The sequence below is a fragment of the Streptomyces sp. NBC_01190 genome, assembly GCF_045039895.1.
In the GTDB taxonomy this organism is placed as follows: domain Bacteria; phylum Actinomycetota; class Actinomycetes; order Streptomycetales; family Streptomycetaceae; genus Actinacidiphila.
In genome coordinates this window covers 5214907-5240821 of the sequence record NZ_CP108580.1, presented here as the reverse complement: position 1 = coordinate 5240821, position 25915 = coordinate 5214907, and the positions used below count along the sequence as shown (strand labels likewise).

21 protein-coding genes and 1 pseudogene are annotated in these 25915 nt (G+C 71.4%); 11 read left to right on the top strand and 11 right to left on the bottom strand.

Going from position 1 to position 25915, the window contains the following annotated elements; all coding sequences use genetic code 11:
- Nucleotides 1–42: 42 nt before the first annotated feature.
- From OG519_RS22050 to OG519_RS22040, 3 genes are all read right to left on the bottom strand, one after another.
- The gene (locus OG519_RS22050) at nt 43–1014 is read right to left on the bottom strand and encodes an N-acetylneuraminate synthase family protein (RefSeq protein ID WP_405586640.1); all 972 of its coding nucleotides are present in this window, start codon (nt 1012–1014) and stop codon (nt 43–45) included.
- Nucleotides 1015–1095: 81 nt separating this feature from the next.
- Complete coding sequence (locus OG519_RS22045; protein ID WP_405586638.1) at nt 1096–2355, bottom strand: cytidylyltransferase domain-containing protein; 1260 nt, start codon at nt 2353–2355, stop codon at nt 1096–1098.
- An 82-nt stretch (nt 2356–2437) separates the two neighbouring features.
- A complete protein-coding gene (locus OG519_RS22040) occupies nt 2438–3736 on the bottom strand; it encodes a DUF6716 putative glycosyltransferase (protein ID WP_405586635.1) in 1299 nt (432 codons plus the stop codon).
- A 212-nt stretch (nt 3737–3948) separates the two neighbouring features.
- On the opposite strand from OG519_RS22040, the gene OG519_RS22035 reads away from it, so the two are divergent.
- The 3 genes from OG519_RS22035 to OG519_RS22025 are packed head-to-tail and all read left to right on the top strand — an operon-like array spanning nt 3949 to nt 7513.
- Nucleotides 3949–4944 carry a glycosyltransferase family 2 protein gene (locus OG519_RS22035; protein WP_405586632.1) on the top strand — a complete coding sequence of 332 codons (996 nt, stop codon included), beginning with the start codon at nt 3949–3951 and terminating at the stop codon, nt 4942–4944.
- A complete protein-coding gene (locus OG519_RS22030) occupies nt 4944–6296 on the top strand; it encodes a polysialyltransferase family glycosyltransferase (protein WP_405586629.1) in 1353 nt (450 codons plus the stop codon). The genes OG519_RS22035 and OG519_RS22030 overlap by 1 nt, the downstream gene beginning before the upstream one ends.
- Nucleotides 6297–6310: 14 nt before the next feature.
- A complete protein-coding gene (locus tag OG519_RS22025) occupies nt 6311–7513 on the top strand; it encodes an acyltransferase family protein (RefSeq protein ID WP_405586627.1) in 1203 nt (400 codons plus the stop codon).
- 105 nt (nt 7514–7618) lie between these two features.
- Here OG519_RS22025 and OG519_RS22020 read toward each other — a convergent pair whose 3' ends face one another.
- Together OG519_RS22020 and OG519_RS22015 are read right to left on the bottom strand one after the other, a co-directional pair.
- The gene (locus OG519_RS22020; protein WP_405586624.1) at nt 7619–8959 is read right to left on the bottom strand and encodes a polysialyltransferase family glycosyltransferase; all 1341 of its coding nucleotides are present in this window, start codon (nt 8957–8959) and stop codon (nt 7619–7621) included.
- Entirely contained in the window at nt 8956–9924 is a 969-nt protein-coding gene (locus OG519_RS22015) for a glycosyltransferase family 2 protein (protein WP_405592891.1), read from the bottom strand. The genes OG519_RS22020 and OG519_RS22015 overlap by 4 nt, the downstream gene beginning before the upstream one ends.
- 185 nt (nt 9925–10109) lie before the next feature.
- Between OG519_RS22015 and OG519_RS22010 the strand changes: the two genes are divergently transcribed.
- Entirely contained in the window at nt 10110–10796 is a 687-nt protein-coding gene (locus tag OG519_RS22010) for a TetR/AcrR family transcriptional regulator (protein ID WP_405586621.1), read from the top strand.
- Between the two features lie 43 nt (nt 10797–10839).
- On the opposite strand, the gene OG519_RS22005 is transcribed toward OG519_RS22010, so the two are convergent.
- Complete coding sequence (locus OG519_RS22005; RefSeq protein ID WP_405586618.1) at nt 10840–12420, bottom strand: methylmalonyl-CoA mutase; 1581 nt, start codon at nt 12418–12420, stop codon at nt 10840–10842.
- A 302-nt stretch (nt 12421–12722) separates the two neighbouring features.
- On the opposite strand from OG519_RS22005, the gene OG519_RS22000 reads away from it, so the two are divergent.
- Entirely contained in the window at nt 12723–13628 is a 906-nt protein-coding gene (locus tag OG519_RS22000) for a L,D-transpeptidase family protein (protein WP_405586615.1), read from the top strand.
- Nucleotides 13629–13776: 148 nt separating this feature from the next.
- Here the strand turns inward: OG519_RS22000 and OG519_RS21995 are convergent, their stop codons facing one another.
- Together OG519_RS21995 and OG519_RS21990 are read right to left on the bottom strand one after the other, a co-directional pair.
- On the bottom strand, nt 13777–14382 hold the full coding sequence (locus OG519_RS21995; protein ID WP_405586612.1) for a hypothetical protein: 606 nt from the start codon (nt 14380–14382) through the stop codon (nt 13777–13779).
- A gap of 20 nt (nt 14383–14402) precedes the next feature.
- The gene (locus OG519_RS21990; RefSeq protein ID WP_405586610.1) at nt 14403–15104 is read right to left on the bottom strand and encodes an RNA polymerase sigma factor; all 702 of its coding nucleotides are present in this window, start codon (nt 15102–15104) and stop codon (nt 14403–14405) included.
- Between the two features lie 291 nt (nt 15105–15395).
- Between OG519_RS21990 and OG519_RS21985 the strand changes: the two genes are divergently transcribed.
- The 5 genes from OG519_RS21985 to OG519_RS21965 are packed head-to-tail and all read left to right on the top strand — an operon-like array spanning nt 15396 to nt 19623.
- On the top strand, nt 15396–16148 hold the full coding sequence (locus OG519_RS21985) for a 2-oxo-4-hydroxy-4-carboxy-5-ureidoimidazoline decarboxylase (RefSeq protein ID WP_405586607.1): 753 nt from the start codon (nt 15396–15398) through the stop codon (nt 16146–16148).
- A gap of 49 nt (nt 16149–16197) precedes the next feature.
- Nucleotides 16198–16578, top strand: coding sequence for a succinate dehydrogenase, cytochrome b556 subunit (gene sdhC, locus OG519_RS21980; protein WP_405586605.1), 381 nt, complete (start codon nt 16198–16200; stop codon nt 16576–16578).
- Nucleotides 16579–16585: 7 nt separating this feature from the next.
- Nucleotides 16586–17068, top strand: a complete 483-nt coding sequence (locus OG519_RS21975) for a succinate dehydrogenase hydrophobic membrane anchor subunit (protein WP_405586602.1) — start codon at nt 16586–16588, stop codon at nt 17066–17068.
- Between the two features lie 27 nt (nt 17069–17095).
- Complete coding sequence (gene sdhA, locus OG519_RS21970; RefSeq protein ID WP_405586599.1) at nt 17096–18850, top strand: succinate dehydrogenase flavoprotein subunit; 1755 nt, start codon at nt 17096–17098, stop codon at nt 18848–18850.
- Nucleotides 18850–19623, top strand: coding sequence for a succinate dehydrogenase iron-sulfur subunit (locus OG519_RS21965; protein WP_405586596.1), 774 nt, complete (start codon nt 18850–18852; stop codon nt 19621–19623). Before sdhA ends, OG519_RS21965 begins: the two co-directional genes overlap by 1 nt.
- Before the next feature lie 167 nt (nt 19624–19790).
- Here the strand turns inward: OG519_RS21965 and OG519_RS21960 are convergent, their stop codons facing one another.
- From OG519_RS21960 to OG519_RS21950, 3 genes and pseudogenes are all read right to left on the bottom strand, one after another.
- Nucleotides 19791–20645 (bottom strand): carboxymuconolactone decarboxylase family protein, encoded by an 855-nt coding sequence (locus tag OG519_RS21960; protein WP_405586593.1) that lies wholly within the window; start codon nt 20643–20645, stop codon nt 19791–19793.
- Entirely contained in the window at nt 20642–22294 is a 1653-nt protein-coding gene (locus tag OG519_RS21955) for a sensor histidine kinase (RefSeq protein WP_405586590.1), read from the bottom strand. Before OG519_RS21955 ends, OG519_RS21960 begins: the two co-directional genes overlap by 4 nt.
- A gap of 209 nt (nt 22295–22503) precedes the next feature.
- Nucleotides 22504–23271 (bottom strand): annotated as a pseudogene (locus OG519_RS21950) (response regulator transcription factor); the annotation flags it as partial.
- Nucleotides 23272–23438: 167 nt separating this feature from the next.
- Between OG519_RS21950 and OG519_RS21945 the strand changes: the two are divergent.
- A complete protein-coding gene (locus tag OG519_RS21945) occupies nt 23439–25721 on the top strand; it encodes an MMPL family transporter (RefSeq protein WP_405586587.1) in 2283 nt (760 codons plus the stop codon).
- Nucleotides 25722–25915 lie beyond the last annotated feature (194 nt).

The following is a 25915-nucleotide window of genomic DNA, read 5'->3' as shown; positions in this document are numbered from 1 at the left end:
CGCCGGGCGGCCGGCCCCGCTGATCCCCTCCGCCCATGACGGTCAGACCGTCGCGTTCTCCGTCTTGTCGGCGGCGTTGTCGGATTTGTCGGCCTCCGCGACCACACCCGGCACCCGGCGCAGCTTCTTCATCGGGCCGAGCTCGCCCTCGTAGACCTTCTTCACGCCGTCACCGAGGGAGGTCTCGATGATCCGGATGTCGCGGACGAGGCGCTCCAGGCCCTGCGTCTCGACGGACGCGGCCTGGTCCGAGCCCCACATGGCGCGGTCGAGGGTGATGTGGCGCTCCACGAAGACGGCGCCGAGCGCGACCGCGGCGAGGGTGGTCTGAAGGCCGACCTCGTGGCCGGAGTAGCCGACCGGCACGTTCGGGTACTCGGTCCGGAGCGTGTTGATCATCCGCAGGTTGAGCTCTTCGTGCTTGGCCGGGTATGTCGAAGTGGCGTGGCAGAGCACGATGTTGTCGCTGCCGAGCACCTCGACGGCGTGCCGGATCTGCTTGGGCGTCGACATGCCGGTGGAGAGGATGACGGTGCGGCCGGTGGCGCGCAGCGCGCGGAGCAGGTCGTCGTCGGTCAGGCAGGCGGAGGCCACCTTGTGGACCGGCACGTCGAACTTCTCCAGGAACTCGACGGAGGGCACGTCCCACGGGGAGGCGAACCAGTCGATGCCGCGCTTGCGGCAGTACTCGTCGATGGCGCGGTAGCCGTCCTCGTCGAACTCCACGCGGTGGCGGTAGTCGATGTACGTCATCCGGCCCCAGGGGGTGTCGCGCTCGATCTCCCACTGGTCGCGCGGGGTGCAGATCTCGGGGGTGCGCTTCTGGAACTTGACCGCGTCACAACCCGCGGCGACGGCCGCGTCGATCAGGGCGAACGCGTTCTCCAGGTCGCCGTTGTGGTTGATGCCGATCTCGCCGGTGATGTACACGGGCTGGCCGTTGCCTATGTGGCGCGAGCCGACGGCGCGGAGGTTGGCGGGAAGGGTTACCGGAGATGCCGGGTATGAGGCCACGGGGGTGTTCCTTAGGATTTCAGGGGGTTCTGGACTTCGTGGTACGTCGGTCAGTGGTCGGCCGGATGGTCGGGCCGGCCGTCAGCGAGCGAGAGTGGGGCCGAGCAGCCAGGCGGCGATCTCACGGATCGCCCCCCGGCCGCCGTGGGCGGTGGTGACGGCGCGGGCGGCGGCCCGCACCACGTCATGTGCTCCGGCGACGGCCACCGGCCAGCCGACCAGGGCGAAGCAGCCCAGGTCGTTGACGTCGTTGCCGGCGTAGAGCACCCGCTCAGGGGCGATGCCGTTCTCCTCGCACCACTGCTTGAGCGCGAGGTCCTTGCGGTCGATGCCGTGCAGGACCGGGACCCGCAGCTTGCGGGCCCGTGCGGCGACGACCGGGTTGGTCTCGGTGGACAGGATCAGGACGGGCAGACCGGCCCGGCGCAGTGCCGCGATCCCGAGTCCGTCGCCGCGATGCACGGTGACGGTCTCGTGTCCTTCCGCGTCGATCAGCACCCGGTCATCGGTCTGGGTGCCGTCGAAGTCGAGTACGACCGCGTCGACGTCGTCGCGGGTCGGGGTGCCCGCGCGCGGGTCGAGCAGCGGGGCGAGGGCGCGGGCGCGTTCGAGATCGGCGGGCTCGTCGATCTCCAGCACCCGGGCCGCGTCGGTGCGGACCAGCGCGGTGCGGCCGAAGAAGCGGTGCTGCGCGGCGCGGAAGCCGGGCGCCCGCATGGCGTACGCGGCGCCGGTCTCCAGCAGGTCCTGCGGGCGGTCCTGGCGGCGCGGCCGGGTGGTCTTGTCGTGGTTGACGCCGAACGAGCCGGCGGCGGCGTTGACCTTGGCGGCAGCGGCGTTGGTGACCGCAGCAGCATCGGCGCCACTCTCGGCGCCGCCGTCGCGCCAGATGAAGCCGTGGAAGGGCGCGACCGTGTGGGCGGTGTCGGCGCCGCCGTCGGTGACCGCGGCGACCACGCCGTCGATCTCCTCGCTGGTGATGAACGGGCTGGTGCACTGGACCAGCAGCACCACGTCGGTGGCCGCGCCGCTCATCGCCTCGTGCGCGTCCATGGCGTGCAGGACTGCGGCCTCGCTGGTGGCGGTGTCACCGGCGATCGCGACGGGTCGCAGCACCACCTGGGCGCCCGCCGAACGGGCCACCTCGGCTATGGAGGGGTCGTCGGTGGACACCACGACATCGCTGACCCGGCGGCTGCCGGTGCAGGCGAGGACCGCGCGGGCGACCAGCGGGACACCGCCCACGGCGGCGAGGTTCTTGCCGGGTACGCCCTTGGATCCGCCCCTGGCCGGTATGACGGCCAGCACGCGGGCGGCCGGTGGGGCCGGTTCGGTGGTCATGCGGTGACTCCTGTCGGTGCGGGCACCGGCTGCTCCGGCGGTGCCTGGTCTTCTGCCGTGCCACGGGCGGCGGTCGCAGCGGTCACAACTGGCCCCAGCGGCGGATGGCGGGGGCGACCCGCTGGACGCCCTGGCGGTAGGCGGTGCGGGCCGAGTTGCGCACCAGGTCGCGGACCGCCTTGCGGACCGGACCCGGCTCGCGCGGCTCGAAGCCGCCGATCGGCTCGCCCTTGGGGTCGAGCCCCTGCCGGGCGAGGATGCCGGGGAGATAACGGGGTGCGGTGCGCACCGTGTAGTAGGGGGACAGCCGCGGCAGTTCGGGTTCGGCCAGCAGGGCGTCGACCCGGGCCCGCAGCGCGCTGTAGGCGTCGTGTCCCGCCACGCCGTGCGACGCGGTCCACTCGGGGTCGGCCAGCGGCAGGTGGCCGTCGTCCAGTTCGTCCCAGGAGGCGAAGCAGCCCGAGCCGAGGAAGTGGTGGTTGCCGAGGGCTTCCCTGATACCGAGGTCGGTGAGGACGGCGGTCGGGATCCGGCGGTGCAGCGACTCGAGCGCCGCGGTGGAACTCACCGTCACCAGCAGGTCGGTGCGGTCCAGGACCTCGCCCATATTGCCGTAGACCAACTGGAGGTTCGCCGGCGGATCCAGCGAGGCGACCAGCTTCTGGTACGGGTGCTCCTCGATGTGCGTGGTGTGCTCGCCCGGCTTGCTGCGCAGCTTGACCAGCACATCGCGCTCGGGGTGCCGGCGGGCGTGCTCGACGGTCCGGCGCAGCAGGTGCATCCGGTCGGCGCGCCCTTCGGGAGCGGACGGCTGGACGGCGAAGGTGACGGTGAACCGGCGCTCCGGGTCGGGCCGGTAGGGCTCGCCGCCGAGGAACGGCAGCGCCGTCTCGACGATGGCGCCGGTGGGCTGGCCCACCCCTTCGTATACGGCCGTGAACCGCCGGGCGTCGTCGGCGCTGTTGGCGAGGACCACATCGGCGCCGGCCCGCAGCAGCAGACCGTCGGCGAGCTTCTCGTAGACAACCCCGACATAGCCGGTCACCACGACCGGGCGGGACGTACGGCCCGCCCAGGCCCGGTTGAGGCCGTGCAGCAGCGCCTGAACGGTGCCGCCGACGCAGGAGATCACCACGACATCGCAACTGTCGGAATGCGTACCGGCGAGGATCTCGGCGGCGGTCGCCTCGATCATGGAATCGGCGGGAATACCCAGCTCAGCCAATTGACGGGCAGTGGGGGTTGCCCGGCCGCGGAGCAGGCGTGCGTCGACACGGGCCTCGGGGTCGATACGGCGCGCGGTCAGCGCGCCCCACTTCCACCGGGTGTCCGAATCAGCGATCACCATGACCCGCAAAGGGCCGGACTTACGTTTGGGCACACGCTGAGCCTAGGAAGGAGTTGAGTTCCGTGTGCTAATAATCGGCCAACACGAGGTAAACAGGGGGCCGCGACTTGGCGGTCGATTGACCGATCTTGACGATCGGTTGAGCTGCTGGGGCTACCTTGCGCCACCATCCCGACATCTTCCGTTTACCCAGAAGTACGCTGAACTCCAAGTCAAAGGGCAGTCGAACGGCCTAATGTACGGGAGTGGTCAAGCTCTCCGTCGTGGTGCCCTTTTTCAATGTCCAGCAGTACGCTCCGGACACCCTGCGCAGCCTCCGGGCGAATACTGCGCCAAATTACGAGTTCGTGCTGGTGGACGACGCGTCGACCGACCGGACACCGGTGATCCTGGAGCAGGCGCTCGACTCCCTGCCCGGTGCCAGACTCGTCCGGCACGAGCGGAACGGCGGCCTCGCCACCGCCCGCAACACCGGCATCGACGCGGCCCGCGGCGAGTACCTCACCTTCCTCGACGGTGACGACTGGTACGGCCCCGGGTATCTGCCGAAACTCCTGGCGGCGATCGAGGAGTTGGGCACCGACTTCGTCCGGGTCGACCATGTGCAGTCCACCAACCGGGGCCGCAACGTGATGCGGCTGCCGTACGGGCGCCGCGGCGTCCCGCTGACCCCGCGTGACGCGATCCTGCCCGCCGACCGCTCCACCTCGGTGGACTACGCCTTCGCCTGGGCCGGTGTCTACCACCGCCGGGTGGTCGACGCGGGGCTGCTGCACTTTCACGACGGGCTGCGCACCGCGGAGGACCGCCCGTGGATCTGGCGGCTGCACCGCGAGGCGGCCTCGTTCGCGGTGGTCGGCCTGCTGGGCGTCTACTACCGGCGGGGCGTGGCCACCTCGCTCACCCAGATCGGCGACGCGCGGCAGCTCGACTTCATCCGCGCCATGGACCTGGTGATCGAGGAGACCGGCGCGGACCGGGACGCCGACCTGCTGCTGCCGAAGGCGGTCCGCACCTACTGCGCGATCATGGCCCACCATCTGGGCACCATCGAGAGGTTCGAGCCGGCCGTGGCCAAGCAGTTGCGGACGATGTGCGCGGCCGCGCTGCGGCGGCTGCCGCAGGACGTGCTGGACGCGGCGCTGGACTCCATGGACCTCAGGCGGGCCGCCCGGCTGCGCCGGCTGCGCCGATGGCCCGCCGGCGGCTCGGCCGCCGACGCCGGGACGGAGGTGGCGTGATGCGGCGCACCGCCCAGATCTTCGCCGCCTCCAGCCTCTACGGGGCGGCTTCGATGGCCGCCGCGATCGACGCGGACCTCTTCCGGCCGGCCGACCGGCGGATCCTGCTCGCCGCCAACACGGCGCCGGTGCCGGAGACCGCGCCGTCGCTCACCGAACTGCCGGGCTTCGAGCGGCTGCGCTCCCTCTTCGACGAGGTGATCTCCTGGAACGAGGTCATCCACCCCTTCCACCCGGGCGGTTGGAGCACCCGCGGTGACGACTCCCCGCTGTGGGAGCGCCACATCCGGCGGTTGTGGAACCTCGGCGACGACCGGGTGGAGATCGCCGGCGACACCGTGGCGAGCGGGCCGGCCTTCGCGCTGGCCCAGATGTTCCCCGACTCCCCGGTGGACGCGATCGCCGCGGGCCTGGCGGTCTACGGTCCCACCCGCGCCAAGCTGGACCCCATCGTCGGCACCCGGGTGCGCCGGCTGATCCAGCCCGACCTCATCCCCGGTCTGCCGTCGCTGCTGCTCTCCGAGTTCGGCGTCGCCGTCGAACCGCTGCCCGCCGACCGGCTGCTGAAGGCGCTCGGCGACGTGTCCGCGCCGAAACCGGAGGAGCCCGCGGCCGGTTCGGGTCCGGTCCTGCTGCTCGGCCAATACCTCGCGGCCCAGGGCCTGCTGACCGAGGAGGAGGAAGAGGAGCTGTATCTGCGGATGGTGCGCGGCGCGGTCGAACTCGGCCACCGCGAACTGGTCTTCGTCCCGCACCCGGCCGCGCCGCCGCGCTGGTCGCGGCGGCTTGAGGACGAGGCGGCGCGGCTCGGCGCCGAACTGGCCTCCCCGGCCCGGCCGGCCATCGCCGAGGCGCTCTTCACCTCCGCGCGGCCCGCGCTCGTCGTCGGCTGCTTCTCCACCGCGCTCTTCACCGCCGCCGGGCTGTACGGGCTGCCGGTGGCGCGGATCGGCACCGGCGAACTGCTGGCGCGGCTGCCCGCGTACACCGCGCCCCAGCGGATCGCGCTGACCCTCGCCGACACCCTGCTGCCCGATCTGGCGGACCCGGCCGCGGTCGCCGGATGGCGGCTGCCGCCCGCCGCCGAGGTGGCGGACGCGGTGGCCGGTCTGCGCGACGCGGTGGCCTTCTGTATGCAGCCCCAACTGCTGTCCGGGCTGCGCCCGGCGGCCGAGGACTATCTGACCCGGCACCTGGACGCGCGTACCTGGCGGTACTTCAAGCGCTCCCGGCTGGCGTCCCTCGCGCTGCCGGGCGCCGTGCCCGCGCAGCTCGCGTTCATTCCCCGTCATCCCACTGTGCGCCGGATGGCCCGCAGGGCCAAGGCCCTCGGCATGGGTGCACAGGACTGAGAGAAGGACCATCCGTGACCACCACCAGTCATGTGCTGCCGCCGCCGAGCACGCCGCGAGGCGATGCCGGGGCCGACGCCGGCGCCAGGGAAGCCGGCGCCGACGGGAGCGGCGGGGAGCGGCCGGCCCGCCGGGCCGGCGGGCGGCTGCGGGCGCTTGACGGGCTGCGGGCGATGGCCGCGCTGGCCGTCTGCTCCTACCACTACATGGGCAAGGGTCAGCAGGTCGCCCAGTCCTGGGACGGTTCGCCCGCGCACATATTCCCCACCCTCAGCCGGGCCGCGACCTACGGCTCGCTGGGGGTGCAGCTCTTCTTCCTGATCAGCGGTTTCGTCATCTGCATGAGCAGTTGGGGCAAGTCGCTCGGCGACTTCTTCCGCTCCCGGGTGGCACGGCTCTACCCCGCCTACTGGGTGGCGATCTGCGTCGTCACGGCGGCGTCCCTGATCATGCCGGTGGTGGTGCACCATCTGCGGTCCGACGAGATCCTGCTCAACCTGACCATGTTCCAGCAGCCGATGGGCTCACCCCGGGTGCTGGGCGTGGACTGGACGCTGTGGGTGGAGCTGAAGTTCTACATCTTCTTCGGTCTCTTCGTGGTCTGGCGCGGCGTCACCTACCGCCGGGTGGTGCTCTTCTGCTGCCTGTGGACCGTCGCCTGTGTCTTCGCCCGGGTGGCGGACAACGGTCTCGTCACCGAGCTGGTCTTCCGTGACCACGCCCCCTACTTCATCGCCGGCCTGGCCTTCTACCTGATCCACCGGTACGGCAGCGACTGGTTGCTGTGGGGCATCGTGGTGATGAGCTTCCTGCTGGCGCAGCGCTACTCGGTGACCGCGCTGTGGCACCCGGGCCCGCAGGGCGCCTTCGTCCACAACCCCTACGTCATCCAGGCCATCGTGGCGGTGTGGTTCCTGCTGATCGCGGCGATCGCGCTCGGCTGGCTGGGCTGGGCCAACTGGAAGTGGCTGAGCGTCGCGGGCGCGCTGACCTACCCGTTCTACCTGGTGCACGAGCACATGGGCTGGTTCGCCATCCGGATCTTCCACCGCGGCATGGGCATCGGGCCGTACCCGACGGTGGCGCTGACGCTGGCGTGCATGCTGGGCCTGGCCTGGCTGCTGCACACCTTCGTGGAGAAGCCCTTCGGACCGCGGCTCAAGCGGAGCCTGAAGATCTCCGAGGCACGGCAGGCGCTGATCCGCGGCGGCCGCTGACCCCCGCCTCCGGCGTGCGAAAAAGGCGGGCCCCCTCCGGTGTCGGAGGGGCCCGCCTTTTCGCCGCCAAGCGCCGTGTGCCCGGGGTTTGTTGGGTTCAGCCGGTCAGGACGCCTGCCTGGCCCGGATCTTGCGGACCACCCGGCGCACCGTCGGGTTGCGGCGCAGCGCCTCGGCGCGGACCACACTGCCGCCGGGCAGCCGCAGGCTGGTGAGCCGGCGGCGCTTGAAGTAGCGCTGGTTGTCCGCGAGATGGGTGGTGAGCCAGGCCGCCGTCCGGTCCCGCAGCAGCGGATAGCGGCGGGCCTGCATGCAGTAACCGACCGCGTTGACCAGCGGGGTCAGCTCACCGGCGAGTGAGGCCAGCTCCAACGGGCCAAGATCCGCGACCTGTTCGGCGTCCGGCAGCGCCGCGTCGATGATGGTCAGCGGCACCCGGTTGCTGTTCTCGTAGGGCGCGATCCGGTCGAGCAGCAGCTCGGTGCCGACCCGGGCGACGGGGATGCCGAAGAAGGCGGACGCGGTCATCAGCGCGGTGGAGAAACAGCCGATGACGAGCTTGGGCCGGGCGAAGGCGTACAGCGTCTCGGCGAGCACCGGCTCGTTGAGCACCATGAACTCCACGCCCAGCTCGCGGGCGGCCGCCTCCAGCGCGTCGGAGTAGAGCGCGGGCGCGCTCGGGTGCGCCTTGAACAGGACGCTGCGGTGGCCCGCCCTGACCGCCGCCCGCAACATCCTGACGTGCAGCGCCTCCTCCTCGTCCTGGGTGATCAGGCCGAGCGCGGAGAGGTACTGCCCGAGGAGCACCGCGGTGGGCCGGACGCCGGCCAGCTTCTCGGCCAGCAGCGCCTCGCCGGACTCGCCGATCTCCGCGAGCACCTTGACGATGGACTCGTTGGGTATCGGCTCGCCGGGCACGCCGTACTCCGAGAGCAGCATCGGCCGCAGCCCCGGCACCAGGTCGAGGTGGAGCACCCGCTTGATCCGGGTGCTCAGACCGTGCGGGATCTTGTTACGGGTCGGGCCGTAGCTCATCAGCCCGTCGGCGTACACATGCACCGGGCTGTCCGCGAAGATGTCCGCGACCGCCCGGGAGGGGTTGGCCTGGATGGACTCGCAGGCGATCTCCACCGGCCCGTCACCGAGGTCCCAGGCCCGCCGGATCGACGCCTGCCAGAGCGGGGCGTCCTGGGCCCGCGGCGACCAGCCCACCGGGTGGTGCGGGGAGATGAACTCGTTCCAGGACAGCACCCGGTCGAACTCGGGGCTGATCTTCTCGAAGCCGGCCATCTCGTTGAGCGGGGTGCTGACCTCGGGTACGGCGGCGACATTGCTCACCACCAGCAGCCGGCGGCCGTCGCGCGGCCCGAACTGGCCGGCCCGGATGGCGGCGGTGATCGTCGCCGCCGCGTACTGGGTCGCGGCGAAGAAGAGCTGGGTGGTCACGCGCGGACCTCCTTCATACCGCCGCGCACCCGGCGCAGCTCATGGACGCGTTCCTCGCCCATGCCGAACAGGGCATCGCTGAGGTCCTCCTCACTGATCCGGCTCAGTGTCTCGGCGGCCATCTGCCGCAACTGGGCGCCGACCTTGCGGTCGAACCGCTCCTTGTTCATGAGCTGGTGGGCGATCACCGTGCAGTAGTTGCGGATCGCCTTGGGCCGCAGCTTTCCGGCCTCGGGGTCGTCGGCGAGTTCGGCGAGCACCAGGTCGAAGGAGCGGAAGAAGTCGAGCTGCCGTACGTCGCCGATCTGGGTCAGCGAGCTGGCGATGCCCCGCCGGTAGAAGACCCCGCGCAGGCCGGTCACCACATACGACTCGGCCTTGCGGTGCAGGCCCCAGATCCACGGCCGGTCCTCGGCGGTGCGCAGCCCGTCGTGGAAGTGCAGCAGTCCGCGGTCGACCAGCCTGCGGTGGTAGATCCCGGCCCAGGCGTACGGGTAGTCGACCATGGTGGTGTCGGTCACCGGCATGATCGACAGCCGCGGGTCGAGGATGACGTTCCGGCGGCCCTCGGGGGCCCGCATCACCTCGCGCTGGACGCCGTTGACCGAAACATGGTCGACCCGGACGAAGTCGGCGTCGAATCGGGTGATCGTGTCGAGCAGTTGGGTGAGATATCCGGGGGCCAGCCAGTCGTCGCCGTCGAGAAAGGTCAGATACCGGCCTTCCGAGGCGTCGATCCCGGTATTGCGCGCGGTGGCCAGTCCGCCGTTCCGCTCATGGCGGATGACCCGGCCGTGCTGGAGCCGCTTGCTCAGCTCCAGCAGCGCCTCGTACGTCCTGTCCTTGGTGGAGCAGTCCTCGATGAAGAGGAATTCGATGTCGTCCCGGTCGTTGTTGACGAGACTGAGCACGACATCGGGAACGTATCGTTCCACGTTGTAACAGGGAACGATCACGGACATCATCGGGGGCTTGGTCACGCGGATACCTGCGTCCTCTCAGCGGTAAAAGCACCAGCGACCGTAGGGGACGTCCGGCTGCGCTGGCCGAAATCGTATCGACCCCGTTGTGAACGGCGCACTACTTCCGGGTGAATTCGACCGGATGGCCGGGGGGCGGCCGGTCGGGACCGCTGCCCTACGATGGATCAGTGAGCGAAATCACCCGTGGGACGCGGCGTGAGCCGACCCGTGCGCAGGAGATCCACGCCCTGGGGCTGCGGGACGAGAAGAGACAGCAGACGAGACGGCATATCGCCGAGGTCGCCACCGGGCTGTTCCTGCGCCATGGATTCGGGCGGGTGACGATCGCCGAAGTGGCCAGGGCCGCCGAGGTGTCGGTCAACACCGTCTACACCTATTTCCCGTCCAAGGAAGACCTGGTCTTCTATCCGGCGGAGACATCGGCGCGGCGCATGGTGGCGATGGTCGCGGACCGGCCGCCGGGGCGGTCGGCGGCGGGCGCGGTGCTGGCCGCGCTCCGCGCCGAGCTGCGGTACGGGAATCGGATGGTCGGCCCGGTGCACGGCTTCGGCCGCTTCCTGGAGATGGTCCGCGCCGAGCCGGCGCTCGCGGTCCGGCTGGACTCGCTGCGGGGCGAGATGGTCGACGCGCTGGCCGCCGCGCTCGCCGCCGAGACCGGCGCGGCGGCCGGCGACCCGCTGCCCCGGCTGGTGGCCTCCCAGCTCGGCTGGGCGCAGGACCAGCTCTTCCGTGAGGTCGGCGAGCGGACCCGCGCCGAGCAGGACCCGGAGACCATCACGGCGGCGGCGCTCGGCCTGCTCGACGCGGTGGAGGGGCTGCTCGGCGAGCACGTGCTGACGTACGCGACCCGCTGAGGACGGGGCGCCGGGCGGTACCGGTCACCGGCCGCGAGGCACCTCAGAAGGCGTTGGTGGGGACGTAGGTGCCCCACACCGTCCGCAGCGCGTCGCAGACCTCACCCACGGTGGCGCGGGCCCGCAGCGCGTCCTTCATCGGGTAGAGGACGTTGTCGGTGCCTTCCGCCGCCTTGCCGAGCACGGTCAGCGCCTGGTCGACGGCCGCCTGGTCGCGCCCGGCCCGCAGTTCGGCCAGCCGCCGGGCCTGCCGCGCCTCGATCGCCGGGTCCACCCGCAGCGGCTCATAGGGCTCCTCCTCGTCGAGCCGGAAGCGGTTGACGCCGACCACGACCCGCTCGGCGGCATCGGTCTCCAGGGCGATCCGGTAGGCGTTGCGCTCGATCTCGCCCTTCTGGAAGCCGTGTTCGATCGCGGTCACCGCGCCGCCCAACTCCTCGATCCTCGCCATCAGTTCGAGCGCCGCCGCCTCGACCTCGTCGGTCATCCGCTCCATCACGTACGACCCGGCGAACGGATCGACGGTCGCGGTCACATCCGTCTCGTACGCCAGCACCTGCTGGGTCCGCAGCGCGAGACGGGCGGACTTGTCGGTGGGCAGCGCGATCGCCTCGTCGAAGGAGTTGGTGTGCAGCGACTGCGTACCGCCCAGCACGGCGGCGAGCCCCTGGACGGCCACCCGCACCAGGTTCACCTCCGGCTGCTGCGCGGTGAGCTGCACCCCGGCGGTCTGCGTGTGGAAGCGCAGCATCATCGACTTGGGGTTCCTCGCCCCGAACTCGTCCCGCATCACCCGGGCCCAGATCCGCCGGGCGGCGCGGAACTTCGCCACTTCCTCCAGGATCGTGGTCCGCGCCACGAAGAAGAACGACAGCCGGGGCGCGAAGTCGTCCACGCCCATCCCCGCCGCTATGGCGGTCCGCACGTACTGGATGCCGTCGGCGAGCGTGAAGGCGATCTCCTGCGCGGGCGACGCCCCCGCCTCGGCCATGTGGTAGCCCGAGATGGAGATGGTGTTCCACTTGGGGATCTCCGCCCGGCAGTACGCGAAGATGTCCGCGATCAGCCGCAGGCTGGGCTTGGGCGGGAAGATGTACGTCCCGCGGGCGATGTACTCCTTCAGCACGTCGTTCTGGATCGTGCCGGTCAGCTGGTGTGCCGGCACGCCCTGCTCCTCGCCGACGAGCTGGTACAGCAGGAGCAGCAGCGCGGCGGGGGCGTTGATCGTCATCGAGGTGGACACCTGGTCCAGCGGGATGCCGCGGAACAGCAGCCGCATGTCCTCGATCGAGTCGATCGCCACCCCGACCTTGCCGACCTCGCCGTGCGAGATCGCCGCGTCACTGTCGTGCCCCATCTGGGTGGGCAGGTCGAACGCCACCGAGAGCCCCATGGTGCCCTGCGCGATGAGCTGCCGATAGCGGGCGTTGGACTCCGCCGCCGTGCCGAACCCGGCGTACTGCCGCATCGTCCACGGCCGTCCGGTGTACATCGACGGATAGACGCCCCGGGTGAACGGGAAAGCGCCCGGCTCCCCCAGTTGCTCCGCCGCGTCCCAGCCCGCCAGGGTGTCAGGACCGTACACCGGCTCGATCGGCAGACCCGATTCCGACTCGCGTGTCATGTTTCACGCCTCCGCTGGGAGAACTCGCTGAGGGCTGCCGGGAGGTACGTCCACGGGCCCGACACGGACTGTAGTGGTGACCGTGCGTGCCGCGCGCGGGAACCGCACGGGGAGCTTCCGCACAATTCTGGCACTCCCCCGTGACAGTCCGGTGCAACCCCCACGGCTTCCACGGCGTCTTGTCAGTGACACACAGGAAACCCACAGGGGATCCACCGCGGGATCCCGGGTGGACCACGAAAGCCGGGAACACCAGGGGAAGTCAGGGAGAGGTGAGTGCCGTGCGTCGGACTCCGACGGCGATGGCCGTGAGCACACTGACCGCGGCGGTGTCCGCCGTCGTCCTCACCGCGTGCGGGCCGCAGCACCCGGTGACCGACGGGGCCGCCGGCCACCCGCGACCGGCGAGCGCCGCGTCGGCGCCGGCCACCACGGCTGAGCCGCCCGCTCCCGCGGCCACTTCGACCGCTCCCGCGACGACGACTCCCCCGAGCCGTACGCCGACCGCCGCGCGGCCGACGACCGCCGCGCCGACGACCGCCAGGCCGCCCACGCCGGCCGCCCCATCGGTGGCACCGGCGATCATGGTGTCGGGCACCAGTGGTGAGCGGGTCAGGGAGCTCCAGGCCCGGCTGGGCCAGCTCCACTTCTTCAGCCGGACCCCCACCGGGTACTACGGCTCCGTCACCCAGCACGCGGTGAGCGACTTCCAGGAGCGGCACCAACTGGCCGTGACCGGCCGGGTCAGCCAGGGAACCTGGGACCGGCTGGTCGCGCTCACCGTCAAGCCCACCCACCGGCAGATGTATCCGGCCGCCGCGCCCCGGCCGGCCGAGAAACTGGACCCGCGCTGCACGACCGGCCGGGCGATGTGCGTGAGCAAGACCAGTCGCACCCTGTCCTGGGTGGTCGACGGCAAGGTGCTGGCCACCATGGACGTACGGTTCGGGGCGCAGTACACACCGACCCGCGAGGGCCTCTTCCATGTGACCTTCAAGAGCCGGAACCATGTCTCGACGCTCTACAACTCCCCCATGCCGTACGCGATGTTCTTCAGCGGCGGCCAAGCGGTGCACTACTCCGCCGACTTCGCCGCCCGCGGTTACGCCGGGGCCTCGCACGGCTGCGTCAACGTCCGCGACAAGGCGGGGATCGCCAAGCTCTTCGACCAGGTGAAGGTCGGCGACAAGGTGGTCGTCCACTGGTGAGCCGGCCGGGCGGGGGCGAGCGCGACCGGGCAGGGGGAATGCGCCCGGCCGCGCTCTGACACACGGACCTCGACACGGGGAGAATCGGGGTCCGCGGAACCGATGACCAGTCGGTTCACTTGCTACAGCGGATCACCGGCCGGAAGTGTCACCTGCGGTTCCGGCCGGGGGCGGCACGTTTGCGTGTACCCAGGCCATGACGGCTGCCGGAACCCCGGTGGCCGTGGCGGCCGAGCACACGTTCCCGGCGGGGGTCGGCCGGTCGGGCCGTGACGGAGGCGGCGGGGGTGACGGGAGGAGTCAACTCCGCTCCGACGCACGGGGTTTCACCGGTCGGCAGGACCCCGGCCCCGGCGCAGGGCGGTGGTGTCGCCCGCGCGGTGGGCGCGGCCGGGAGCGGCGACTGCGGCTGAAGTGTCCCGTCCAGCGGGGTGACGGCGGCCGGCGGCCGGCTCATCGGGGCGCTGCCGGAGCCCGCTCCCGGCAGCGCCGCCCGGCCGGTGACCGTGGTCACCGCGACCGCGACCCCGCCGAGCGCCACCACCGAGACGATCGTGGCGGCGGCCACCCGCAGCGCCCGCCCGGCCCGTATCACCGGCCGTACGGAGGCACGCGCGGCCCGGAAGGCGGCCAGCGCCGCTTCCTCCCGTATCGGGTCCAGGGCCACCGGCACCCCGCCCGCGGCGGTCAGCAGCCGGCCGAGGCGCGCGGCGGTCAGCGCGTCGGCGACCTCAACTCGTCCGTCGTCTCTCATGTCGCTTCCATGTCACTTCCTCACAGCGCCTTCGCCGCCGAAACCGTCACATCGGCTGGTCTGCCGTCCCTTCCGTCCCGCGGGTCCCGGCCGTCGTGGCCCTCATGACCGGCGTGGCTGTCATGACCGGTGTGACCGGTGTGGCTGTCGTGATCGCCCCGGCCCCGGTGGCCGTCCCCATCGCCGTCGTCCAGGTCGAGGATCTCGGCGAGCCGGCGCAGCCCCCGGTGGGTCGCCATCCGGACCGAACCGGCGCGCTTGCCCAGCACCCGGGCGGCGCTGGTGGAGTCCAGGCCCATCACCACCCGCAGCAGCACCGCCTCGGCCTGTTCGCGGGGCAGCGCGGCGATCGCGGCGAGCGCCCGGTTGGTGGCGACCGCGTCGAGCGCCTCACCAGCGGTGTCCGAGCGGTCGGGGAGCTGGATCAGTTCGTCGACGCCGGCCCCGGAGACGGGCCGCCGGCTGCGCGCCCGGATGTGGTCGAGCGCCCGGTTGCGGGCGATGCGGGCCGCCCAGCCCCGGACGGAGGCGCCGTCGCCGCGGAAGTTGGGCAGGTCCCTGGCTATCTGCAACCACGCCTCGGAGGCGACGTCCTCCGCGTCGACCGGCCCGACCAGACTGCGGACGTACTGGAGCAACTGCGGCTGCACGGCGCGGTACACGACTCTGAAGGCGGTCTCGTCACCGCCTTGCGCCGCGCCGACCGCGGTATCCAGATCCATGACCGGCCCCACCCCCTCGAACACCGTCTCCATCCTGCCTCATGAGGGCCGGTGACACTTTCGGGGTCGGTGACGCCGTACTAGTGGCGGCCGGGGACGCTCCTGTGGGGGGAGGCGGCCCCCGGCCGTCGTCATATGCCCTGGGGCAGGCCCGCGCGGACCCGCCGGCCGCGTCGAGCGGCACGCCGTTCCGGCCCGCTCGCCAACGCCGTCAATGATCCGCCCCCTTTTCTTCCGTACGAGTGAATTTTTCCGCTCTGTCGGCCGGGAGCCCGGGCGCACCCAATACAGTTGAACGCACCCCTCACCACCCCTCACCACCCTTCGCGCTCCCTTGCGCACGCCCCCAGCACGCCGTGTCCCTCAGCACCCCCAGCACCCGTCAGCGTCCCCAGACCCCCGTCCCCCGCGCGCCGTACGCGTCCCCGTACCGCCGCCGCACCCCACAGGAGCCCGCCGCTGTCCAGCGATCTGCCTGCCGAGGGGCTCGCCCTGTTCAACCGCGCCCCGTCCCTGGTCGCCGAGGCGGCCCTGCGCGCCTGCTGCGGCTCCCACCGCTGGGCCCGCCGGATGACCGCCCACCGGCCGTACCCGTCGCTGGAGACGCTGCTCGCCGCGGCGGACGAGGCGGCGTACGACCTGACGCCCGCCGATCTCGCCGAGGCGCTCGCCGGTGAGGCCACCACCGTCGTCGCCGACCGGGGCAATCTCGCCGCCCACACCGCGCTGCGCGCCGCCCACGCCGCCTATGAGGCGAAGTTCGGGCACGCGTTCGTCATCGACCTGGCCGCCGCCGACCCGGCCGAGGCCCTGGACCAGACGCTGGCCAGCCTGCGCGTGCGGCTGGGCAACGACGAGGACGAGGAGACGGTGGTCACCGCCGAGCAGCTCCGGCGGATCTGCCGGGCCCGGCTGCGCCGGCTCGCCGTCGCGGGACCGGTCGGCCGTGCGGGATCCCTCACACCTGGCCGACCCCGTGGTACGGAGTCCACGGAGCGTCGCTACGATGGCCGGGGCCGGTGGACCGTACCCGGCCGGGCGTGACCGACACCGAAGCCGGCAGCCCCCGCACCGCTCCCGGAGGGTTTTTTCCGTGCCGGCTGGAACGCTCTACCGCGGCCGGGAAGGCATGTGGTCCTGGGTGGCTCATCGAGTCACCGGCGTCCTCATCTTCTTCTTCCTGTTCGTGCACGTCCTCGACACCGCCCTCGTGCGGGTCTCCCCCGAGGACTACGACAAGGTCGTCGCGACCTACAAGACCCCCGTCGTCAGCCTGCTGGAGTACGGCCTCGTCGCCGCGATCCTCTTCCACGCGCTGAACGGCCTGCGCATCATCGCGGTCGACTACTGGACGCAGGGCCCCCGCTACCAGAAGCAGATGTTCTGGACCGTGATGGGCCTGTGGATCCTGCTGATGCTCGGCGCGATCTACCCGGTCCTCGGCCACGCCGCACGAGTAGTGTTCGGGAGCTGAACGACACATGGCCACTGATGTCACGCCCCCGGACGACGTGGAGCTGACCGGCTCCAGCGTCGCGTACGGTCCGGAGAACCCGGCGCCGGTGATCGAACCGCCGCGGGCCCGCACCAACCGCTCCCCCCGCGCCACCCGCACCAATTTCGAGCTGTACGGCTGGCTGTTCATGCGGCTGTCCGGCGTGGTGCTCGTCGTGCTGGTCATCGGCCACCTGCTGATCCAGCTCGTGCTCGACGGCGGTGTCACCAAGGTCGGTTTCGCCTTCGTGGCCGGCCGCTGGGCCTCGCCGTTCTGGCAGTTCTGGGACCTCGCCATGCTCTGGCTGGCCATGCTGCACGGCGGCAACGGCCTGCGGACCGTGATCAACGACTACGCCGAGCAGGCCAACACCCGCGTCTGGCTCAAGACACTGCTGTTCACAGCGGTGACCTTCACCATCGTGCTCGGATCGCTGGTGATCTTCACCTTCGACCCGAACATCCGCTAAGCCAGGGCTGGACAGGGAAGCGACCCCATGCAGATCCACACGTACGACACCGTCATCGTCGGCGCGGGCGGCGCCGGTATGCGCGCCGCCATCGAGGCCACCAAGCGCAGCCGCACCGCCGTCCTGACCAAGCTCTACCCGACCCGCTCCCACACCGGCGCCGCCCAGGGCGGCATGGCCGCCGCCCTGGCGAACGTCGAGGACGACAACTGGGAGTGGCACACCTTCGACACGGTCAAGGGCGGCGACTACCTGGTCGACCAGGACGCCGCCGAGATCCTGGCGAAGGAGGCCATCGACGCGGTCCTGGACCTGGAGCGGATGGGCCTGCCGTTCAACCGGACGCCCGACGGCCGGATCGACCAGCGCCGTTTCGGCGGCCACACCCGTAGCCACGGCGAGGCCGCGGTACGCCGGGCCTGTTACGCGGCCGACCGCACCGGGCACATGATCCTCCAGACGCTGTACCAGAACTGCGTCAAGGAGGGCGTGGAGTTCTTCAACGAGTTCTACGTGCTCGACCAGCTCCTCACCGAGGTCGACGGCGTCCGGCGGTCGGCCGGCGTGGTCGCGTACGAGCTGGCGACCGGCGAGATCCACGTCTTCCAGGCGAAGGCCGTGATCTACGCGTCCGGCGGCACCGGCAAGTTCTTCAAGGTGACCTCGAACGCGCACACCCTCACCGGTGACGGCCAGGCCGCGGTCTACCGGCGCGGGCTGCCGCTGGAGGACATGGAGTTCTTCCAGTTCCACCCGACGGGCATCTACCGGATGGGCATCCTGCTCACCGAGGGCGCCCGCGGCGAGGGCGGCATCCTGCGCAACAAGGACGGCGAGCGCTTCATGGAGAAGTACGCGCCGGTGATGAAGGACCTCGCCTCGCGCGACGTGGTGTCCCGGGCGATCTACACCGAGATCCGGGAGGGCCGCGGCTGCGGTCCCGACGGCGACCACGTGTACCTGGACCTCACCCACCTGCCGCCGGAGCAGCTCGACGCGAAGCTGCCGGACATCACCGAGTTCGCCCGGACGTACCTCGGGATCGAGCCGTACACCGACCCGATCCCGATCCAGCCGACCGCGCACTACGCGATGGGCGGCATCCCGACCAACGTCCAGGGCGAGGTGCTCTCCGACAACACCACGGTGGTGCCAGGGCTCTACGCGGCCGGCGAGGTCGCCTGCGTGTCCGTGCACGGGGCCAACCGGCTCGGCACCAACTCGCTGCTCGACATCAACGTCTTCGGCCGCCGCTCCGGTATCGCCGCCGCCGAATACGCGCACACCCACGACCATGTGCCGCTGCCGGAGGAGCCGGCCGAGCAGGTCGTCGCCCAGATCGAGCGGCTGCGGAGCGGCACCGGCACCGAGCGGGTCCCCGAGATCCGCCGGGAGCTCCAGGAGTGCATGGACGCCAACGTGATGGTGTTCCGTACCGAGCAGACGATCAAGACCGCGGTGGAGAAGATCGGCGAGCTGCGGGCCCGCTACCGGAACGTGTCCATCCAGGACAAGGGCAAGCGGTTCAACACCGACCTGCTGGAGGCCGTCGAACTGGGCAACCTGCTCGACCTGGCCGAGGTGATGGCCGTCTCCGCGCTGGCCCGCAAGGAGTCCCGCGGCGGTCACTACCGCGAGGACTTCCCCAACCGCGACGACGTGAACTTCATGCGGCACACGATGGCCTACCGCGAGGTGGAAGCGAACGGCACCGAGTCGATCCGCCTCGACTACAAGCCGGTCGTGCAGACCCGCTACCAGCCGATGGAGCGTAAGTACTGATGAGCACCCCGACGCTCGACAAGAACTCGGCGGCGCTCGACGCCGCCGAGATGGGCGAGTCGCACCTGATCACCATCACCCTGCGGATCCGCCGGTTCAACCCGGAGGTCTCGGCGGACGCGGAGTGGATCGACTACCAGATCCCGATCGACCCCAAGGAGCGCGTCCTGGATGCCCTCCACAAGGTCAAGTGGGAGATCGACGGCACGCTGACCTTCCGCCGCTCGTGTGCCCACGGCATCTGCGGCTCGGACGCGATGCGGATCAACGGCAAGAACCGGCTGGCCTGCAAGGCGCTGATCAAGGATCTCAACCCGGACAAGCCGATCACGGTCGAGCCCATAAAGGGCCTCACCGTGCTGAAGGACCTCGTGGTCGACATGGACCCGTTCTTCCAGGCCTACCGGGACGTCATGCCCTTCCTCATCACCCAGGGGAACGAGCCGACCCGCGAGCGTCTCCAGTCCCCCGAGGACCGTGCGCGTTTCGACGACACCACCAAGTGCATCCTGTGCGCCGCGTGCACCTCGTCGTGCCCGGTCTTCTGGAACGACGGCCAGTACTTCGGCCCGGCGGCGATCGTCAACGCCCACCGCTTCATCTTCGACTCCCGCGACGAGGGGGGTGAGCAGCGGCTGGAGATCCTCAACGACAAGGACGGTGTCTGGCGCTGCCGCACCACCTTCAACTGCACGGACGCGTGCCCCCGCGGCATCGAGGTGACCAAGGCGATCGCCGAGGTCAAGCGCGCCCTGATCACCCGCCGCTACTGAGCTGCTTCCTCTAAGGCGCCCCTCGCACCGCCCGGCCCTGGCGGGACTCCCGGGCTTCGGGTCGCCACGCCGGACTCCGTCCGGCGGTGCGGGTGGCTGATCGGCTGAAAGCACCACCGCCCGGCCCCGCCTCCTTCGGGAGGCGAGGCCGGGCGCTTTGGTGGGGGTCAGGCGGTGTCGGCGGACTCGGCGAAGATCTCCTGCGCGGCGGTGATGCCGTTCAGGGTCGCGGGGAAGCCCACGTAACCGGCCATCTGGATCATCAGCTCCAGGATCTCCTCGCGGGTGCCGCCGACGTTGAGGAAGCCGCGCAGGTGGACGCGGAGTTGCGGCCCGGCCGTGCCCAGGGCCGTGCACATGGCGATGGAGGCGAGTTCGCGGGCCGCCAGGTCGAGGCCGGTCCTGGTGTAGACGTCCCCGAAGACGAAGTCGACCAGAACCGTGCCGAGGTCGGGGGCGACCGCGTTGAGCGCCTCGACGATGTGGACGCCGGGCGGCCCGTCGACGGCCCGCAGCATGTCGAGGGCGCGGGCGTGCCGTTCGTCGGGAGTGACAGGGGCGGACGCGCCGGGCGCCCCGTCGAGGGCGGCCGGCTCCGCCGGGGCCGGGCGCTCGGTGAAGACGGCGTGCGCGACGGTCAGCGCGTTGAGGGCGGCGGGGAAGCCGGCGTAGACCGCCGCGTGGATGAAGATCTCCACGATCTCGCGGTGCGTGACGCCGACGTTGAGAGCGCCGTCGATGTGCACGCGCAGTTGGGGCGCGGCGTTGCCGAGGGCGGCCAGGGCCGCGATGGTGGCTATCTGCCGCTGCCGGGGGGTGAGGCCGGGGCGGGACCAGATGTCGCCGTAGCCGAACTCCACGGTGAAACGTACGAGGTCGGGGGCGATCTCCGACACCACGTCGAGCGCTGCCGGGCGTTCGCTTCCGGTGAGTTGACGGAGTGCGGCGAGGCCGCGGGCGTAACGGTCGTTCGCGGGGCCCGAGGGGTCGGAGGTGGCCGAAGATGCCGAAGAGGTCGTCATGGCAACGACGCTAGGGCCCCGGGGGCGGGCGCGGAGCCGGAACCGGCAGGCCCCGCCGGCGTACCGGCCCGCACCGGCGTGGCAGCAGACGTGGGGGCAGACGTGGCGGCCGGCAGCGTGACCCGCACGGTCAGCCCGGCACCCGGCGCCGTATGCAGGGTGACCGTGCCGTGGTGGGCGTGCACCAGCGCCTGCACGATGGACATGCCAAGACCCGCGCCGCCGGTCTCGCGGGCCCGCTCGGGGTCGGCCCGGAAGAACCGGTCGAAGGCGCGCGCCGCGTCCTTCTCGCTCAGTCCTGGCCCCGAATCGCTGATCCGCAGCCGGAGTTCGGCCTCACCGCAGCCTTCCACCGCGATGGTGACCGGGGATTCGGCGGGAGTGTGCACCCGGACGTTTGCGAGCAGATTGCCGACGACCTGCCGCAGCCCGGCCTCGTCACCGAGCGCGTACGGCCGGCCCGGCCCGGCCACCACGCCGCCGTCACCGTCGGCGTCGGCGTCGGCGTCGGCACCCGCTTGGGCCGCGCCGGTCGGGCCGGTCGGGCCGTCCGGCAGCAGCAGCGTCAGCGGGCGCTCCGGCTGCTGCGCGGCCAGGTCCGCGGCGGCGTCCTGGACCAGGCCGGACAGGTCCACCGGGCAGAAGGTGAGCCCGGGGCGGTCCTCGAGCCGGGCCAGCGCGAGGAGTTCGTCGACCAGGCAGCTCATCCGCAGCGCCTCCGCGGAGACCCGGGTCAGCGCCCGTTCCTTCTCCTCCGCGTCGAGCATGCCCTTCTCGTAGAGCTGGAGGTAGCCGCGGACCGAGGCGAGCGGGGTGCGCAGTTCGTGGGAGGCGTCGGCGAGGAACTGCCGCTGCTGGGCAGTGGCCCGTTCGCTCTCGGTGAGCGCGGCCTCGATCTGCTGGAGCATCGCGTTGAGCGAGGAGCTGAGCTCCTCGACCTCGCTCGACCCGTGCCGGGCGGTGCCGATCCGCCGGGACAGGTCGCCCTCCGCGATCGCCGAGGCGGTCGCCACCATGTCCTCAAGAGGGCTGAGCCGCCGCCGGGCGGCGGTGAGCGACCCGGTGGCGAGCAGCCCGAGCAGCACGGCGCCGACCGCCGTCTCCACGATCAGCAGCTTGCCGATCGCCCGCTTGACACCGCTCAGCCGCATGCCCTTGACCACGATGGTGCCGTCGGGCAGCCGGACCGCCACCACCCGGTACTCCCGCGGGCCGGAGGTCACGGTCGCCGCGTCGCCGCTGCGGGCCAGCTTCGCCGGGTCGGGCAGCGCCGCGGCCAGCCGCCGCTGCTCGTCGCTGACCGGCATGGCGCCGTGGCACACCCCGGCGGCCTTGCCGTGCTTGTCGAGCACGATGAAGAGATCCTGCTGGAACGCCTTGCCGAGCTGTGGACCGCCGTCCCTGTCGCTCTGCAACAGGTCGGCGAGGGTGCAGAACTGTCCCATGCCGTGCTCGGTGAGCGAGGTCTGCTGGAGCGCGGTCTGCGAGGACTTCAGCGAGCCGTCGATCTGTCCGACGAGCACCATGTAGGTGGCGGTGATGCTGGCGGCGGCCGCGAGCAGCAGTCCGACGCCGAGGAAGACCACGTTGGCGATGGTGAGGCGGCCGCGCAGCGAGTGCGGGCGGGGCCAGAATCCGCGGGGCCTCACCGGGCCGCTCCGCGCCCGCCGCGCGCCGCACCGGGGGTCGGGCCTTGTGCCGCGCCGCCTGACGCCCCGCCTGACACCCCGGTTGCCGCGCTGCCTGCCTGGGCGCCTGCCACCCCGCCTGCCGGGCCTGCCGGGCCGGGGCCCGCGGCGGCATCCTGCCGCCCCGCCCCGGCGCCCGCGGCGGCCGCGCCTGGCGCCGCCTCCACCGCCCGCAGCCCGTACCCGATCCCCCGCCGCGTCTCGATCAGCGGCGGCCCGAGCCGGTCCAGCTTCCGCCGCAGATAGGAGATGTACGTCTCCACCACCGTGGACGACACCGCCGTCTCGTACTGCCACACATGCTGGAGCAACTGCTCCTTGGTGAGGATCCGGCCCGCGTTGCGCAGCAGATGCCGCAGCAGGTTGTACTCGGTGGGCGTCAGCTCCACCGGCCGCCCAGCCCGCCGGACCGTGTACGTCGCCTCGTCCATCTCCAGGTCGCCGTGGCGCAGCACCCGCTCGGCCGGCCGCCGGTCCCGCCGCCGGGTGCGGCGCAGCACCGCGTGCACCCGGGCCACCACCTCGTCCACCCCGAACGGCTTGGTGATGTAGTCGTCACCGCCGAGCGCGAGCCCCGCCACCACATCGCGCGGGGCGTCTCGGGCGGTGACGAAGATGATCGCCAGATCGTCCGCGTCCTCGCCGTCGCCGGTGCCGCTGGCTTCGGCGGTACGCTGCTCGCGCAGGGCCCGGCAGACCTCCCAGCCGTTGCCGTCGGGCAGCATCACATCGAGCAGCACCAGGTCCGGGCGGTGTTCGCGCGCGGCGGCCAGGGCTTCCCGCCCGGTGGCCGCGCTGTGCACCGTGAACCCGTTGTACCGCAGGGTGATGCGCAGAATGTCGGCGATGCCGGGTTCGTCCTCGACGATGAGGACGGTGCCGACCGGGGGCGTGGCCCCCGCGATGACCGGGGGCGTGGGAAGAGCGGCGGCATCCATGCCTTCCAGTATCCGTAGCGCTCTGTGCATCCCCGAACCGGTGGAACTTTGGAGTTCCCTGAGAGAACGCGGATCGGCTTGGTGATGGGCGGGGCCGCCCCGGACGCTGAAGCAGCAAGCAACTAACAGTCAGCAGCGAATAGCGACGGATGACAGGAGTGTGGAGCGTGGCCGCAGTGGCGCGATGGTGCTTCCAGCACAAGTGGACGGTGATCCTCGTGTGGCTGGTGGCGTTGCTGGTCGTCGGTGGGGCCGGCCGAACACTCGGCGACAGCTACTCCAACGCCTTCTCGCTGAAGGGCACCGAGTCCGCGAAGGTGCTCTCCCTGCTGGGCAAGGTGCTCCCGGAGCAGTCCGGCGAGTCCGACAGCGTGGTGTGGCACGTCGACTCCGGTTCGGTACGCGACGCCTCGGTGCGGCAGCGGATCGACCCGGTGCTGGCGAAGATAGCCGCGCAGCGGGACGTCGGTACGGTCGCGAGTCCGTACGGCAAGAACGGCGCCGCGCAGATCAGCAAGGACGGCCGCACGGCGTACGCCACCGTGACGTACACCAAGCTCGGCAACGACATGACCAACGAGCAGGCGCAGGCGCTGATCGACACCGCCCACCAGGCGAAGACCAGCGGCCTGGACGTCGAGGTCGGCGGCAACAAGCCGGCCCAGGCCGAGCAGCCGCTGCCGGGCCTCGCCGAGGGCGTCGGCGTCCTCGCCGCCGGTGTGGTGCTCTTCCTGGCGCTCGGCTCGCTCTTCGGCATGCTGCTGCCGCTGGTGACCGCGCTGTTCGGCATCGGCATCTCGTCGTCGGCGATCATCCTGCTCAGCCACGGCATGAGCGTCGCGGACTTCGCCCCGCAGTTGGCGACCCTGGTGGGTCTCGGCGTCGGTATCGACTACGCGCTCTTCATCGTGACCCGGCACCGCAAGGGCATCCTGCGCGGCCGTACGCCCGAGGAGGCCGCCGTCACCGCGATCAACACCTCCGGGCGGGCGGTGCTCTTCGCCGGCGGCACGGTGTGCATCGCGCTGCTGGGCATGTTCACGCTCCGGCTGACCTTCCTCAACGGGGTGGCCGTCGCCTCCGCGCTGACCGTGGTGATCACCGTCGCCGCCGCCGTCACCCTGCTGCCCGCGCTGCTCGGTCTGCTCGGCATGCGGATCCTCAGCCGCAGGCAGCGCCGCAGGCTGGCCGCGGACGGCGCCGAGGAGTCGGTGGCGAAGGGCGCGGCGGCCCGCTGGTCGTCCTTCCTGGAGCGCCACCCCCGTACGCTCTCGATCGCGGCGGTCGCGGTGATGGCCACCCTGGCGATCCCGGCGCTGTCCCTGCGGCTCGGCTCCTCCGACCAGGGCAACAACCCGACCACGACCACGACCCGCAAGGCGTACGACATGCTGGCCGACGGTTTCGGGCCGGGCTTCAACGGCCCGCTGACCATCCTCGCCGAGGTGCCGACCGCCGCCGACCGGACCGCGCTGACCGGTCTGGTGACCGACCTGAAGTCCACCAAGGGCATCGCGTACGCCGCCGCCGTGCCGATGAAGCCGGGCGACACGGTCGCGCTGGTGCAGGCGGTGCCGACCACCTCCCCGCAGGACAAGGCGACCTCCGACCTGATCGACCGGCTGCGCGACCATGTGGTGCCGGCCGCCGAGCGCGGCACCACGATGCGCGCTTACGTCGGCGGGCAGACCGCGATCTTCAAGGACTTCTCGACCGTGCTGTTCGGGAAGCTGCCCCTGTTCATCGGGGTGATCATCGCGCTCGGCTTCGTGCTGCTGCTCTTCGCCTTCCGCAGTCTGGTGGTGCCGCTCACCGCGGCCGTGATGAACCTGGTCGCGGCGGCGGCGTCCTTCGGTGTGCTGGTGGCCTGCTTCCAGTGGGGCTGGGGCGGCTCGATCGCCGGGCGGGCCGGGCCGATCGACGCGTTCCTGCCGGTGATCATGCTGTCGCTGCTCTTCGGCCTCTCGATGGACTACCAGGTCTTCCTGGTCAGCCGGATGCACGAGGAGTGGGTGCACAGCCGCGACAACGCGCGGGCGGTCCGGGTCGGCCTGGCCGAGACCAGCCGGGTGATCAACTCGGCGGCGGTCATCATGATCTGCGTCTTCGCGGCCTTCGTGCTCAGCGGCCAGCGGGTGCTGGCGATGTTCGGCGTGGGCCTGGCGGGAGCGGTCGCGCTGGACGCGTTCATCCTGCGGACGGTGCTGGTGCCGTCGCTCATGCACATGTTCGGTACGGCCAACTGGTGGCTGCCGGGGTGGCTGGACCGGCGGCTGCCGCACCTCGCGGTGGAGGCGGCGGAGGAGGACGGACCGGCGGCGGGTGCCGAGGCGGGTGCCGTCCCGGGCTCCGCCGGCCTCTCCGGGGCCGGGGCCGGTGCCGACGCCGTGCCGGACGGCTCGGGTCCCGCCGTACCGGGCCGGGCGCCGGCCCCGGCGGAGGTCGACTGACCGTACGCGGGCGGGTCATCACCTGACCCCGCGCCCCATGGCCTGACGCCACCCCTGACCGGGCCCGGCTCCGATTCCCCCCGGAGCCGGGCCCTTTGGCGTCTCCTGGTCCGCTCTCCTCCCGTCCTCCACGCCGCTTGAACATGTTCAAAAAGGGGTCTACAGTCGGGCTGTCAGCCGGTTTGAACATGTTC